Genomic DNA, 13,982 nt, shown 5'->3' on the forward strand with positions numbered 1-13,982 from the left:
GATCGGAAAATAAAGATAACCTAATTCCTAATTTATAATTGTTCCATCATTACTTTTGAACCTCCGCCTGCATCTTCAGCCGGAACGACCACCAGTTTTCTGGCAAGTCGTGCTCTAAGTTCAGGTACATGACTAATTACACCGACGGCAAGCTGATCATTATGCAGTTTTTCAAGTGAAGTGATCACCGTATCCAGCAGTTCTGGGTCAAGGGTTCCGAACCCTTCATCAAGGAAAAAGAACTGAAGCGGATATTGACCGCGCAGCTGAATTTGCGCTGACAATGCAAGTGCAAGTGACAAGGAAGTCAGGAATGTCTCGCCGCCGGACAAGGTAGATACCGGTCTTTTCACACCACCGTTTGCATCATCCACAATGACAAAACCGCCGCCGGAATCCACCTCCAGCGCATAACGCTGTTTCGTTAGGTAACGAAGACGAGAAGATGCGGTTCTGCTGACCTGCATCAATTGTTCTTCCGCAATATATTCGACAAACGTGTTACCTCGGAATACGGATTGCAGCTTGGATAACTGTTCAGCATACAAAGCGAGTTCACTGCGTTTTTCATCAAGTTCCATCCAGCGTTCATGACGGCGCGATATGTCTTCCAAATCTCGCTCCGCTCTTGCTTTTATCCGCATCGCCTCTTCGTCTTGCGCCCTCAGTGTCCGCAGCTTGTGACTTGTATGCTCCCACTCTTCCTCTGTAATGATGACTCCCTGAAGCTTCTCATCCAAATCCTTTAGGCGAAGTTCCACTTCTTTTTGTTTGTTGCGATATTCCGTTACCCTATATTCTGCTTTGGCAACAGCCTCCGGTTCCATGTACGCACTTCGCACATCCTCATCAGAATCAAAAGGAGACTTCAACCGCTCCGCTTCATAACGTGAAGTGATCGTAGTAAGCTGATCTTTCGCAGATTCAAGCGATTGTTTAGCTAAACCGACTTGCTGTAAAGCGTGCTGCTTCTTCTCTTCCGCCTCTTTCATCGCCAGTTTTGCTGCTTTTGTCTCTTCACGTATGTGATTTAGTGACGAAGCTGCTGCTTTTAGCAAGTCTTCTGCCCGTTCTTCTCCTACCCAGGAACGAAGTCGGTTCCCTTTCTCTTGCAGCAGTTCCTGTTTGCCAGCGTGTTCTGTATCCAGCTGGGTACGGCGCTTATCAATGAGCGACAACTGTTGCTGCATGTCTGCGATCACACTTGCTTTTTCTTCTAGGAAAATAACGCTCTTCTGGAGCCTTTCCTTCAAATCTTCGGCAAGTGTATCGCGCTCTTGGAGCGACTCGTACTTTACTGTCGCCTCCTCGGGTGTCAGGCCGGGCAGCTCCTCGGCCCAGCTTGCGCGCAGCGCCGCCACCTCAGCCTGGTGCGCATGAACGCGCGCCTTGGCTTCCGCGTGCTGTTTAGCGCACGCGTCACCGTTTGCGGCAGCCAGCATTTGGCGCTGCCGCACTTCCGCTGCACGCGCGGTAAGCTGTGCAGCTTCCTCGCGCAGCGGGGCTATGGAGGCGGCGAGGTGCCCAGCCGCCTCTTCGAGGGACCGGGTGGCTTCCGCGTAAGCGCGCACCCGGTCCGGAGCTGGCACGCCAGGCGCAGCAGCAAAGCCTGTGCTCTTCGCAGGCGCGGCTTCCGCCTGCGAGAGTGCCGCTGCCTGCGGCTCGGCACTTTGGCCTTGCTGCGCAAGCTCAGCGCGCAGCTCATGCAGCTGCTGGCGGAAGCCAAGCCGCAGCTCAGCAAGCTCGGCGCGCAGGCTAGTGAGCTGTGCAAGGTCTTCCTCACTTGCCGTACTTGGCGAGTGAGCATGCCCCCGCGGATTCGGGTGATGCACCGAACCGCATACCGGACATGACTTCCCGTCGCTAAGTTCTGCAGCAAGCCGTGCAGATAATCGCTGCAGTTCTTCTTCCTTCAGCAGAACACGAAGTCGTTCCTCTTCCTGGTTTATGGAAGTAACCGCATCTTGTGCATGGATGTCCATCCGAACAAGCTCTGCTTCTGCCGTCTTCAGTTTATTTCCTAACTGCTGCTGTGCAGCAAGCAGTTCGGAAGCTTCCTTCTCTGCTGAGTGACGCTGCTGATTTGCTTGCTCAAACTCTGCCTGTGTTTTCTGTTCTGTCAGCTGAACTTCTTTCAGCTTGTCCAGTGCGGTATCCAGCCGATGTTTCCGCTGAATGGCATCCAGTAGCACACGTCTTTCCCCAGACTTTACTTCACAGCCAGACAGCTGCTCCTGCAGGTCTTTCCGTCGATTGGTCGCCCTCACCTGAAGATCTTGTTCTTTGAGCAAAAGCTCATGTGTAATCTGATACTGTTTTGCTTCTGCCTCACACTCTTTAGCAAGCTTTTGCACATCACTTACAAGCCGATCCGTCTCTTTCTCCAGTTCTCGCGCTTGTTCCAGTTGTTCAAGACGCACAAGCAGCTTAGGTTCTTCTTCTGCTAGAATCTGTTCCTTTTCTTGTTCAAGCAGAGCACACTCACGAGATATCTTCTCTCTCTGTGCGAGCTGTACTTCAGCAGATTCAGCAGCTAAACGTCTTCTTGTCAGTTCATCTTTTGCTCTATTCTGTTCCTCAAGCATAGGAATCAAAGAACTTGCAAGAGCAGATCGTTCCATCTGCTGTTCTAATTGGCTGATTTCGTCCTGCTGTTGTAACATCTTTTCCAGCTGCCCGCTAAACTTGGTCCGCTCCACAATCAGCTCTCTCGTCTTCGTCATTCCTTCAGCTAGAGCCGTCACCTGCTCAAGTAGTGCACGTATCTGCTTCGCTTCCTTCTCGGCTTGCTTAAGCTGAAGCTCCGCTTCTTTTAAAGCTTCTTTACTTGCCAGACCCAGTCCTTGCTGTTCTGCTTCCAGAGCTTTTAGGGTACTATCATTCTCTTTTACTTTGCGGCTGAGCTTAATTGCCAGCTGATCTCCATATTTCTCTAGATGAAATAGACGCTGCAACATCTGTCTGCGTTCTGTTCCTTTTAGAGATAGAAACTCAGCAAACTTCCCTTGCGGCAAGACGACTGCCCTTGTGAAATCATCCATTTTCAGGCCAATCATATCCTCAACCGCACGATTTACCTCGGCAAGTTTATCAGCAAGTACTTGCTCTCCTTCTGCCGTTACTGCAATAAAACGGCTTACCGAGTTACTGACCGAGACATCTCCGGTCCGCTTAAACCGGCGTTCAACGCGATAAGTCTGTACTCCTTGTTCGGACTGGAGTTCAAAGGTGAAAGATACAAACAATGTATCCTCCGCCTGATTCATAATTCCCTGTGTACCATTCACAGCTCTTTCCACTTTACCGTACATCGCAAGCGTAATCGCATCTAGAATGGTTGATTTTCCACTGCCGGTTGGTCCGAAAATTCCAAACAGACCCGTTTCCGTCAGCGTCCTGAAATCAATTTCCTGTACTTCCCGATAACTTTGAAGTCCAGATAGTTTAAGTTTGACCGGTCTCATTCAGAGTCACTCCCTTCCCCTGTACGGCCGTCATCTTCATTAACTAACTCCAAAAACAACTTCACCAGCTGGTCGTCCGGGACCGCCCCGCCTGTCTGCCGCTGGTAGAATCTTCGGAAAACTTCATGCACCGGAAGTTCAGACCTTACTTCATTCATCTCGGAAGTGATTGTTTCTGGATAAACCGGCCGAATATGAATAATTCCTTCCCTGCTTTTACGAAGTTTCTGAATCTCAGCAATCGACATCGCTTCTTCCAGGGATATCTCCAGATCAATGTAAGCTGTCTTGTCCCGTTCTTCCTCAAGCCAGCGGTATACTTCGGCAAGACCCCCGCGGGCTTTCCAGCGTACTAAAGGTTTGCCGCTGCTTAGATACACTTCATTAGCGATAGCCGGCTGTCCAGGTGCTACATCAACCATCACTACTGATTTCGTCTGGCCCGCTTCTGAAAAGCTATAGGATAAAGGGGATCCGCTGTAACGAATCATCCCCTCTCCTTTCACATGCTGGGGTCTGTGAAGATGTCCTAGCGCCGTATATTGTGCTCCAATAGACAAGGCAGAAGGATCCACTGTATAAGCGCCGCCGACTTGAATTGGTCTTTCTGAGTCACTCTCAAGTCCCCCAAGCACATAAATATGACCCATAGACAGGTTTACTGTGTCCTTCTCAAAACTGTTCCCTAAATGCCTCATGAGCTGCCCCACTCGTTCACTATAGGCAAGCCGCATTCCCTGCTCTTCTCCATCCTCCGTAAACAATTCATTAAGCCTGGATTCGGAGGGATAAGGAAGGGCTGCAATTTTAGCGATTTCTCCGGTTCTTTGGGCATGAATCGTAATAATATCGGAAGTGGGTAATCCGACCAGTGTAATTCCCCGTCCATTTACGAGCGGGGATACCGAAGCCACCCGTTCAGGCTGATCATGGTTTCCTGCAATAACCACTAGTGGTCTGCCTTCAGAGGTCAGCCTAGCAACAGCGTCATAGAAGAGCTGCTCAGCAGCAGCTGGAGGATTCACTGAATCATATACATCGCCTGCCATAAGAATCGCATCTGCTTTTTCCTCATTCGCAAGTCGAACCAACTCGTCCACAAACTGCTCCTGCTCTTTTAGCCGACTGCGCCCTTCCAGTGTTTTTCCGAAATGCCAATCTCCTGTGTGCAATATTCGCATTTGTTAATTACTCCTTTTCGCCCTCATTTTCCTAGAGCTTTACTGCCGTATCTGCATCAAAAAAATAAAGCCATTTCTCATCTATCTGATAACCTAAAATGTCTCGTAAAGCTCTTGCATAAAGATCAAGCTGAAACTCATAGCCCTTTGCAAGGGTGTCGATCCCGCCCCGATGCTCAAGTACTCTATCGGTCTTGTAATCTAGCAAAATTCGTTTGCCGCCTACTTCAAATAGACAGTCTACAATCCCTTGAATGAGTACTGTCTCTCCGCCGAGGATACTCGAGTCCATCCGATTCTCTTCTCCCGTAGACGAATGATGATGAAAATCAAGCAAAGTCTCATCTGCAGGAAGCCCGTAGCTAAACGGCATTTCTCTTCTCACCCAGCCTGTCTTCTCTGCTTCTATCAAAGCCTTACCCGGTTCACTTTCGAAAAAACGTACAATCTGAACCGGATCAATCGCTTCTGCCTGATAAGGGAGCAAGATATGACGCTCTACCAAACTAGCAATGACCGCCTGAGCTGTGCTGACCGTTAATCCTGGTTCAGCGGGTACATGCTGCATTAAGGTATGATATACCGTTCCGCGCTCCGCCCCCGTTAACCTGGATTCTTCCATAAACTTCGGTCTGCGTAAATGTAAAGTAAACTCTTCATTTACCGCCAGTTTTCCCTGCTCGTCATGAAGAACCTTTTCTTCTATTAAACCTAGCGGCGGATGCTCCTGCATCGCAAGGAGCGACTTCATCTCCGTCACGGATGTACTTGCTGCTGTATGTGCACTAGCCGTATATGGATAAGTCCAGCTAAGCACCTCATCAATTTTCATTTTATGACTTTCGGACTCTTCTGAAACGGGCGTCTCAACAGGTGATAGATTCATTAGCGCACGCGTGACCTGCTGCCGATCTTCATTTATTTCATCCGCCGCTTCGTTCATCGAAGCATCCAGGGAAGAAGATACAGATTCTGCAGACAATACGGAAATACGCCATCTCGAATCATCCTGTACAAACAAATCTGGCTGCCCTAAATCTCTGCCCATTTCCTCATCTTCGAGTCCTGCAAGCGCACGCAGATGCCATGCATCTGGATGCCTGAACACAGCGGGACCGATCCAATCCATATAACTGCGTCCTGAAGCCAGCAGTGTTTCTGGAAGCAGAAGCGCCTGATGATTCTTAATCTGAGACCAGTTCATCGCTTTTTGAACAGCATCTTTTACCGTGCCAATAAGAATCATTTTTTCCTTAGGACGTGTCAATGCAACGTAGAGCACACGCATTTCTTCAGCTAATAACTCTGCATGAGCTCGTCTGCGAATGGCAAGACTTGCGAGCGTAGGATAGCTGACTCTATTCTCTTCATCCACAAACCTCGGACCAAATCCTAGCTCTTTATGCATCATAAATGGTGCATTCAAATCTTGTTGATTAAACATTTTGGACATGCCCGCGACAAAGACGATGGGGAATTCTAGTCCCTTACTCCGGTGAATGGTCATGATGCGGACCGATCCTTCTGTATCCGCTGCTATACCCACCGCGCCCAGGTCTCCTCCGTTGTCTTTGAGTCTTGAAATAAAAGTAAGAAAACGGAACAATCCACGATTCGCTGTGGAATTCTCATATTGTTTTGCACGATCGTAGAGAGCTTTCAAATTACGGCTGCGCTGCACTCCGCCCGGCAGACCGCTGACCCAATCCAAATAACCGGTATCCCGGTAGATACGCCAGATTAATTCGCTCAAGCTGCCACTTCTCGCCTCCTGTCTCCACTCTTCTAGAAAATCAGAAAATGCAGTTAATTTGCGAAGCAGATTTGTTTTGAACTGTAAAGAATCGGACTTACTCTCTTCTATATGAACATCGTTCCTTGGATCGCCTAGGGTTTCTACCACTTCAAATGCTGCGCTCGCTTCCTTCATCCCGAGTTCAAGAGCCATCTGTGCCTCTAATTGCTCTATATCATCAGCTCTATTACTGTTTATATGCCCGTTGCTGTTAAACTCACCTGTTTCTATCTCACGATTTGCTCCTGTTTCTTTTCCCAGATTTGCTATAGTGCTGCGCATAGCGTCATAAAAAGAAAGCCGTTTACCTGCAAGACGAATGACAGCGAGTTCCTCTTCATCTAGACCTACAATCGGAGAACGAAGTACAGACGCGAGCGGTATATCCTGCTGAGGATTATCCACGACTTGCAGTAAGGAAAGCATAATTTCAATTTCAGTGGCCTGGAAAAAACCTTTGTTTTGGTCACCGATTACGGGAATACCTTCACGCTTCAGTTGTTCCATAATAAGCGGAGTCCACAGCTGAGCAGAGCGCAGCAGAATGACGATATCGCCATATCTTGCAGGTCTCATCTCTTTCGTGTTTTTATCATAGACAGGAAGCGGATTTCCGGTATTGCCAACCATCTCATGAATACGGGCAGCAATGACCCTTGCCTCGAGCTCTGCTGTCTCCATCTCAAGCTGTTCTATAACTTCACTCGCAGCCCCATCTTCCCCCGCATTCTCAGGCTGTTCCGGTGCTTCCGAACCGGCCCTATCAATCATGATAAGTTCGGGTGTGTATCGCCCATCTTCTGGTACATCAGGAAAAGAGGCTCCAAATGATAAAGCGGCTGCATCATCATATTCAATTTCAGCCACGCCTACATTCATGATCTGTCTGAACAGCATATTTACGGCACTTACAACTTCAAGCCGGCTGCGGAAATTCCGTGCTAGATCAATCCGGAGACCATCACCTTCGCCCTCCGTATCATAACGGCGATACTTATCCAGGAAGAGTCCTGGCTCGGCTAGACGGAAACGATAAATACTCTGTTTGACATCCCCCACCATGAACCGGTTTCCGGGTTCTTTGCGGGAGATCAAGCTAACGATATCTTCCTGAACTGTATTTGTATCTTGATATTCATCAAGTAACACTTCATCAAATTGCTGCTGATACTCTAGTGCTGCATCTGATGGAATCGTCTGTTCTGGCGTAGAGTCAGCACCTCGTAAGATTTGGAGCGCATAATGCTCTAAATCACTGAAATCGACAACACCTCTCGCTTTCTTCTCCTCCGTAAATACACGAGCAAATTGATTTACGACAGAAGCCAGCTCCTCCATTAGAGGTGCCGCTTTATTCATTTCATCAAAGAACTGTTCCGGCGTACGACCAAATAATGCCGTTTTCAGTTCCATAACTGTCTTTTTGGCGGCTTCTCTCCGCTCTTTTGCTCTCTCCTGGAGCCCAGGATCAGCCTGTCCCTTACGGACTGCCTTCAGCTTGCCGAACTCAGATTGATGAAAAACATCGTATAGTTCATCCCAAGCACCATTTTTCACCCTGGAAAGCAGTTCGTGCACCATTTCAAGATCACTATTGAACGTCTCCGCATAAGCTGCAGGACCCTCCGGTTCTTTGGCGATACGCAGTGCCTGCTCAAGCAAAAGGACCGCGCCGCCCAGAGCAAGTTCCGCGTCACGCATAATGCTTCTCACCCAAGTGGACTGACCCAGCTCCTCCACTGAATTCACACGGAAAGAAGCTGCCATTTCTTCAAGCCAATAGGATGGCCATGAATGACTCCGCGAGAAATCGTACAACTTCTGCACCAGCCGGTACATTGCATCATCACTGCGCTCACCGCTGAACCAATCCACGAGCCTGCGGAAGGTACTTCCTTCGCCTTCTTCACTGTATTTTTGTTCAAACAGATCCATCAGTAGTTCTTGACGCATGAGCTCTGCTTCATATTCATTCAGAATACGAAACCCTGGATCCAGCGGAATCTGCTGATAATATCTGCGAATAATCTCCATACAGAATGAATGAAGGGTTGTGATTGAAGCTCGGCCGAGCAGACTCAGCTGACGGCGCAAATGTTCGTTCTCGGGCTGCTTCTCAAGTGCTGTTTCCAGAGTATCCCGGATCCGCTCGCGCATCTCGGAAGCTGCTGCCTTGGTAAACGTAGCTACAAGCAGACGATCTACACTAAATCCCGCATCCTCATCTGATATCTTACGAATGATACGCTCGACAAGCACTGCCGTTTTCCCTGAGCCGGCAGCTGCAGCCACCAGCATGTCCTCTCCGGAAGAAGAAATAGCTTTCCACTGATCATCACTCCAAAAACTTCCTTCCGGTTTAGGTATACTCCTCATTCTTCTTCTCCCCCTTCATGCTGAAATAGATCCCATGCCTGCTGTTTAGCGGGCTTTCGAATGAGATGATATTCGTTCCCAGGCAGCCCCTCGTCAAACTGACACACGGATTTGAATGGACAAAATGTACATGCTGTTTCCTGCTGCATTCGGAAAGGTTCAATCCCAACCTCACCTTCGGTAATTCTTGATCCGATTTCTTGAATTGTATTTCGTACAGAGCCTAGCAGCATGCCCCACTGCTCTTCGGTTGCTACGGAAGCACTGCTATAGAAACCTCCATCTGCCTTAACGGCCACAGGTAAAATAGAGGAGTATCCTTTATCCAGCGTGTTGTCCATCTTCGCCACCACATCGCGGTCGGCAAGCAGCAAACCTTTCATTTTGAATCGTTTCAAAAGCTCTTGTTCTGCCTGCTCTTGTGCCATCGCATTGGCTGAAGTCAAAAGAGGGTTATGCACATGGAAATAAAGTACTCCTGCAGGATGAGCTTCCGTTCCGATCCACTCTTCGGCAAAAGTTAACAGCACATCAAGATACGTAAGCATCTGGAGCGATAATCCATAGAATACTTCATGTAGTTTTAGATCCGTTTGACTGGATTTATAATCAATCACTCGAAGTAGAATATCTCCGTGTTCTCCTTCTGCTACGTCCACACGGTCAATCCGCCCCACAATCTCCATGACAACCCCATTTGCCAATTCAAATGTAAGCGGCGGCAGCGATTTATCTGGTCCAAAATCGAGTTCGAGTGCCAGCGGCTCAAAGTTTCCGCGTTTTGACTGCTCCCCTAAAATAATCGAAGCACGGCTGACAATGTTTTTCAGCTTTCGAAAAATGTATCCATACCGAGCTGAACTCAGTAAAATCTCGCCTTGCAGCTGAGGGGCAAGTACATCTACTGTTGCTTCTGCCTCCTGTACACATTCCTCTTTGGTCAGTACGCCCCAATTCCGATTTTGCTCTTTAAGCCGGCTTGCCATCTTGCTCAGCGCCGCATGGAACAACTGTCCGATATCCGGTGCTTTCAGGCGATAGACCTGACGCTCTTTCAGCTTTAGTCCATGTGAAGCAAAGTGAGAAAATGGACACATCGCAAAACGTTCCATACGAGAAACGCTGGTCTTCAGCTTGTTACCATATAGCTTCCTGCTTGTGGCCTTGGTTAGAGACCTTGTCCGGTTCTCATAAAAAACAGATCCAAGCATTCGTTCGAGTCGTATCTGCTTGTCCGGCTGATGTAGATACCAATTATATACATCCCACCAAACAGCCGGGATCGCCTGTCCCCTGCGCCATTCTCGAAGCTGGCTGATCAGATGAGCCATCGTCTTATCTGGATGTGTTATATATTGCTCATGTTCTTCCCATGGATCACTTGATGCCGGTTCGTCCAGCAATGTCTTCTCTTTAAGTTCCGGAAACATACGTTTCAAATAGCGTATCATTTCAGAAGGATGAAGCGCCTTACCGTCCTCATCACTTTGAGGATAACTTATCCATAATTTATGGCTTGGCTGAGTAAAAGCACTGTAAATTAGAAAACGTTCATCCTGCATTTTCCGGTTTACATCGGGGCCAAGCTGCATTCCATACTCGGTGAGGGCTGCCCGTTCGGTTTCCGTAAGGACTCCATCCTCTGTTTGTATTTGCGGAAGCACACCATCGATTGCTCCAAGGATGAAAATATGACTGACGTTTCCTGTACGGGATCTGTCCATAGAACCAACGAGAACTTGATCCAAAGCAGGCGGAACTAAACCGAGTTTCAGCTCTGATAAGCCTGTTTCCAAAATGCCTGCAAAAAGTTCTGCATCCATTTTTTCTTCGCCCATCATTTCTACGACTTGATCCAAAAGTTCAAGTACCGCTGCCCACATCCCGCGGTGTTCTCGTGCTTTTTCCGGCTTACCTGTCTTGAGCGCCTCATGACTTCGTGCATCAAGCTTATTTGCAATTTCTGCATCATCCAGAAGCAAAAATAAAGCCGAACAGAACTCTTTTGCTGTTTTTGCTTTTTTGACTCTTTTCTCAAAAGCAAACAGCGGAGAAGTAATCACCTCTCGGCACCTTTCAAGCATCTGAACCGTTTCACGGTTTGCCTCTTCACGCTGAGCCTCTGCCCCTTCTTCCTCTTCCAAAGATAAACTTGGGGCTGCTCTCCACGGTTTCCCATCCGTCCATCGATATCCTGAGATCCCGCTCGCAAGCACATAATTCTCGAGTATGTCCATATGGTAACGGTTGACTGAGCCATCCAAAGGAAGAAGCAGATCGGTCTTGACCGCGCGGAATACATCCTCATACCGCCAGCGATGCCGCACAATGTCCATTGCTGATCTCAGGAATTCTGCTAATGGATGATGAAGTTCATCTCTGCGCTTATCGAGAAAATAAGGTATATCGTAATCTTGGAAGAGAGGGGATATTATATTTTCATACGCTTCTATATTTCTAACCAGGACCGCGATATCCCGGTAACGGACGTTCTCTTCACGTACAAGTCGCCCTATCTCTCTTAGCATCCCTTCCACTTCAACTCGGCTGTTCGCAGCACTGCGAATCTCAATTCCGCCGTCATCCTTGCCTGCTGGCATCACTCTACGCTTCTCAAATCCAGACTCCAGATGAGCCAGTGCAGAAGAAGTAAAACGCGGCGATTTCTCCGGTGCAAGTACCGTCGTATGAGTGGACTCACCAATCTCAGATGCTATCCCATTCAGCTTGATATAAGCCGAAGCCGACTGATAGAACAAATTTAACTCTTGTGGTTGTTCCCCTTCCCCGTAAGGACGGTCCAGTGTTAAGGCAATGGTTACGGATCTAGCATGAATAATAAGCTGCCGAATCACCGCGAGTTCCTGCGGAGTAAAACTGCGAAACCCATCGATCCATATATCTGCCTCTTTCACATAATCCGACTCAGGAAGCTGACCAGCAAGTTTCACGAGTGTATCCTCTTCGTCCATATGAAAACGAGAGACTTCTGCTTCAAAATCACGATAGATGGCAGCAATATCATGCATTTTATGACGTAAAATTGTTCCTGCTCCCGGAAGCTGTTCTGCATTTTCAAGCTCTTCTTTGATGGCCCGTTCCGGTTCTCCGTAGCGTTTCAGTTCGGCAAACAGATTGTTTAAATGCCCTACAAACCCCATCTGACCACCTGATGCGGAGAAAATTTTCAGTTCATCTTTGCGCCGTTGTACAATTTTGTACAGCAACATTTTTTTACCTTCTGAACCAACGGGAATCAGCGCTGAACCGCTCGTTTCCTGCATAACCCGGTAACTAAGTCTGCGAAAATCGAGTACCTGAGCCCGGACTGAACCTTTAATCTCATGGGAGCGAATCAGCGTTGTCTCCGTCTGAAAGGAGGCTTGTTCTGGAACAATCAAAATGATCGGTTTCCCTCCAGGATTCTGACGAAGTTCTTCCGTGATCTCCTTGATGATCGAACTGCTTTTTCCAGTGCCTGCACGGCCTATAAGCATATGAAGAGGCAATGGTCACCCCTCGCTTTCTCTCATTTTTTATGTGTAAAATAACTATTGTTCATCTATGAACTAGCTATAAAATATCTATGAAAACATCTATGAAAACAGGAGAATATCTCTCGATATGCTCTCTTAACATTCTGTCCTTCAGTATACCATACCTCTGCGAATAGGAACATGCGTTTGGTAATAGAAACCAATGAAGCAGGCTCCATGCAAAAAAGCACCTGCTGCTCTTAGAAATGAAGAGTAGACAGATGCTTTTTTCTAATCTAACCGCTTGCGGCTGATTCTTATTTATTATTTTGAACGCACTTCAAAAATGGCGAATTTCAGATAATGCCCTTCTTCTACACCTAAAATTTGTGGATGATCTTTACCTGCTGCGCGCCATTCGAGCAGACGCAAAATTTTACCCGCATCTGCAGCTGCATCTTGAATGGTTTCAAGAAACAGATCAGGACGCATATGATAAGAACAACTTGCGGTGACAAGATATCCGCCTTCGTTAACAAGCTTCATCCCATGCAGGTTAATATCCTTGTATCCACGAACAGCTCCTTTTACTGCGCCTCGTGTTTTCGCAAAAGCTGGAGGATCGAGAATAACAACATCAAAAGTTCGTCCGCCTCCTGCGGTCATTGCTTTGGAAGTGTCGACTTTTTTATCACCTTTCGCACGTTCCGCACGTTCTTCAAGCCCTTTTACTTGATTTCTCAAATACTGGAACGCATCGTCCACAACGAATTCAACACGGTCTTCAAAGCCATTCAGCTTCACATTCTCACGTGCACTCTCAATGGCATGTTCCGATATATCAAGACAAGTCACTTGTTTGGCACCATATTTACAAGCATTCAGCGTAAAGCTGCCTGTATGGGAGAAACATTCGAGAACCGTAGCTCCGTCCCAATAAGGGAAGGTGACTTCTTTTCCACTTTTATTAACAGGTACGCGTGTCATTTCTCCGTCTTTTTCTACTTCTTGCAAGGTAATTCCACTTCGATGACCCCAGCCCTTCATCAGCGGCTGAATGGCAGCTCTATTTTCGCGTTGATCAAAGAAATAACCTGTCTTCTGTCCTTGCTCGATATCGACTTTGATAAGCAGTCCATTCTCAGTTACAGTTACATGCCGCGGACATTCCCCGTAGAGCAGCCCTTTGACTTGCTCCAATCCTTCCAGCTCTCTAACACCTACATCGCTGCGCTCGTAAATCCCTTTTGGCTTCACTACTTCCACCAAAGCTTCTACGATTACGTCACGGCACTGATCCATAGCGAGCGTCAGCAGCTGTACAACAAGTACATCTCCAAATCGATCAACGGTCAAGCCGGGTACAAAATCAGCTTCGCCATAAATCAAGCGATATGCGTCGCCGCCCGTTACAAAACGTTCCCGGTGCTGTAGTGCCTGCTCAAATCTACTTACAAAGAAGGCTTTGTCCATCGCTGTAATGGGTTCATAAGACACTACCCTCACTGTAATTTGTGAAGCCGGATTATAATAACCGGTAGCAAGATAACGGCCTTGATGATTCTTCACTTCTACCAGTTCGCCTGGCTGAGGCTGGCCTTCTACCGACTCTATCTCATTTTTAAATATCCAGGGATGTCCCTGTTCAATACGTTTCTTACGGCTTTTCGTAAGGACTACAGATGCCAAA

The 13,982-nt window shown here is 47.7% G+C and carries 5 protein-coding genes; all 5 read right to left on the reverse strand.

Annotation, left to right across the window (positions count from 1 at the left end):
• Positions 1-32 precede the first annotated feature (32 nt).
• The 5 genes from PV403_RS14040 to PV403_RS14060 all read right to left on the reverse strand — a co-directional run bounded on the left by PV403_RS14040 (position 33) and on the right by PV403_RS14060 (position 13,981).
• Positions 33-3,464, reverse strand: a complete 3,432-nt coding sequence (locus PV403_RS14040) for an AAA family ATPase (protein WP_332085066.1) — start codon at positions 3,462-3,464, stop codon at positions 33-35.
• Positions 3,461-4,645 (reverse strand): exonuclease SbcCD subunit D, encoded by a 1,185-nt coding sequence (locus tag PV403_RS14045; RefSeq protein ID WP_332085067.1) that lies wholly within the window; start codon positions 4,643-4,645, stop codon positions 3,461-3,463. The genes PV403_RS14040 and PV403_RS14045 overlap by 4 nt, the downstream gene beginning before the upstream one ends.
• Positions 4,646-4,676: 31 nt before the next feature.
• Positions 4,677-8,816, reverse strand: coding sequence for a helicase-exonuclease AddAB subunit AddA (addA, locus tag PV403_RS14050; RefSeq protein WP_332085068.1), 4,140 nt, complete (start codon positions 8,814-8,816; stop codon positions 4,677-4,679).
• Positions 8,813-12,325, reverse strand: coding sequence for a helicase-exonuclease AddAB subunit AddB (gene addB, locus PV403_RS14055; protein ID WP_332085069.1), 3,513 nt, complete (start codon positions 12,323-12,325; stop codon positions 8,813-8,815). Before addB ends, addA begins: the two co-directional genes overlap by 4 nt.
• 291 nt (positions 12,326-12,616) lie before the next feature.
• The gene (locus PV403_RS14060; protein WP_213530131.1) at positions 12,617-13,981 is read right to left on the reverse strand and encodes a class I SAM-dependent rRNA methyltransferase; all 1,365 of its coding nucleotides are present in this window, start codon (positions 13,979-13,981) and stop codon (positions 12,617-12,619) included.
• Position 13,982: the final 1 nt, after the last annotated feature.

The organism is Paenibacillus sp. GYB006 (assembly GCF_036577645.1).
GTDB lineage: Bacteria > Bacillota > Bacilli > Paenibacillales > Paenibacillaceae > Paenibacillus.

Coding starts and splice junctions, on each gene's coding strand:
- PV403_RS14045 (WP_332085067.1), bottom strand. CDS start 4,645: ATGCGAATATTGCACACAGGAGATTGGCATTTCGGAAAAACACTGGAA.
- addA (WP_332085068.1), bottom strand. CDS start 8,816: ATGAGGAGTATACCTAAACCGGAAGGAAGTTTTTGGAGTGATGATCAG.
- PV403_RS14040 (WP_332085066.1), bottom strand. CDS start 3,464: ATGAGACCGGTCAAACTTAAACTATCTGGACTTCAAAGTTATCGGGAA.